This is a genomic window from Burkholderia sp. Tr-862 (assembly GCF_011753085.1).
GTDB lineage: Bacteria > Pseudomonadota > Gammaproteobacteria > Burkholderiales > Burkholderiaceae > Burkholderia > Burkholderia ambifaria.
The window spans coordinates 1-1,270 of sequence record NZ_VWWG01000390.1 but is presented as its reverse complement, the minus strand read 5'-3'; the positions used below and the strand labels follow the sequence as shown (position 1 = coordinate 1,270).

The following is a 1,270-nucleotide window of genomic DNA, read 5'->3' as shown; positions in this document are numbered from 1 at the left end:
TGACCCATCCTGAAATAGGTTGACACTTTTTCGCCGAGGCGAGGAGGTGCCAGATGGAGCAAGGGATCAAGCGGACGCAGCGGGACTACAGCCTGGCTTTTAAGCTGTCAGTGGTGGTGCAAGTCGAAAAAGGCGATCTGACTTACAAAGAGGCGCAGCGACGCTACGGCATTCAGGGCCGCTCGACGGTGCTGGTATGGTTACGTAAGCACGGCTTGCAGGATTGGGCCGATCCATCCGGTCGTGCGCGATCAGGTTCCACCATGCCGAAGCAAGATTCGAAGCCACTCACACCGGAGCAGCGCATCAAGGAGCTGGAGACGCAGTTGCGAGAAGCGCAGGAGAAAGCTGCGCTGTTCGAGGCGGTGATCGACGTGATGCGCAAGGACTACGGGATCGCCGTAAAAAAGCCTTCGGGCAGGTCGTCGCGCAAAAGCGGGTCGAAAAGCTGAGCGTCGAGCGGGCCTGCCGATACATGGGCATCAGCCGCCAAGCGTATTACAAGCGTTGCCAGAGCGAGGCTCGTCGCTGCTCGCAAGCCGAGACCGTCACCTCACTGGTACAGAACATCCGCCTGCGACAACCGAGGCTGGGCACGCGCAAGCTGCATCATTTGCTTGGACCAACGCTGGTCGAGCGTGGTATCAAGCTGGGGCGGGACCGGCTGTTCGACGTGCTGCGCACCGCGCGCCTACTGGTCGCGCCACACCGCGCGTATCACAAGACCACCCATAGCCATCACCGCTTCCGGCGCCATCCAAACCTATTGAAAGCCGGCCCGGAGCAAATCGTGCCGAAAGCCCCCGAGCAAGTTTGGGTTGCCGACATCACCTATCTGCCGACCGCTGGTCCGTTCGTGTACCTGAGCCTTGTGACCGACGCGTTCTCGCGCAAGATCGTCGGCTACCACGTCCACGACAGCCTGCAGACCGAGCAAGTCAGTCAGGCACTCAAGAAGGCATTGCGTACGCGCCGAAGCCGCCAGCCGTTGATCCACCATTCCGATCGCGGAATCCAGTACTGCTCGACGTATTACCAGGACATCCATCGGCGCCATGGTCTGCGCTGCTCGATGACCGATGGCTACGACTGCTATCAGAATGCACTGGCAGAGCGGATCAACGGCATCCTTAAAGACGAGTTCTTGCTGCATCGCCCGGCCGATCTCAAGCAGGCCGCAAAGATGGTCGAACAGTCGGTGAACATCTACAACTGCGAGCGGCCACATGCCGCCCTCAAATACAAAACGCCCGATGCGGTGCATCGGGCG

The 1,270-nt window shown here is 60.1% G+C and carries 1 protein-coding gene; it reads left to right on the top strand.

Translation table 11 applies throughout. From position 1 onward, the window contains the following. Positions 1 to 53: 53 nt before the first annotated feature. A protein-coding gene (locus F3J14_RS35065) for an IS3 family transposase (RefSeq protein ID WP_166726771.1) occupies positions 54 to 1,270 on the top strand; the annotation gives its coding sequence in 2 pieces (ribosomal slippage) (positions 54 to 419 and positions 422 to 1,270; 1,215 coding nt annotated over the 2 pieces). This gene is flagged as partial in the annotation.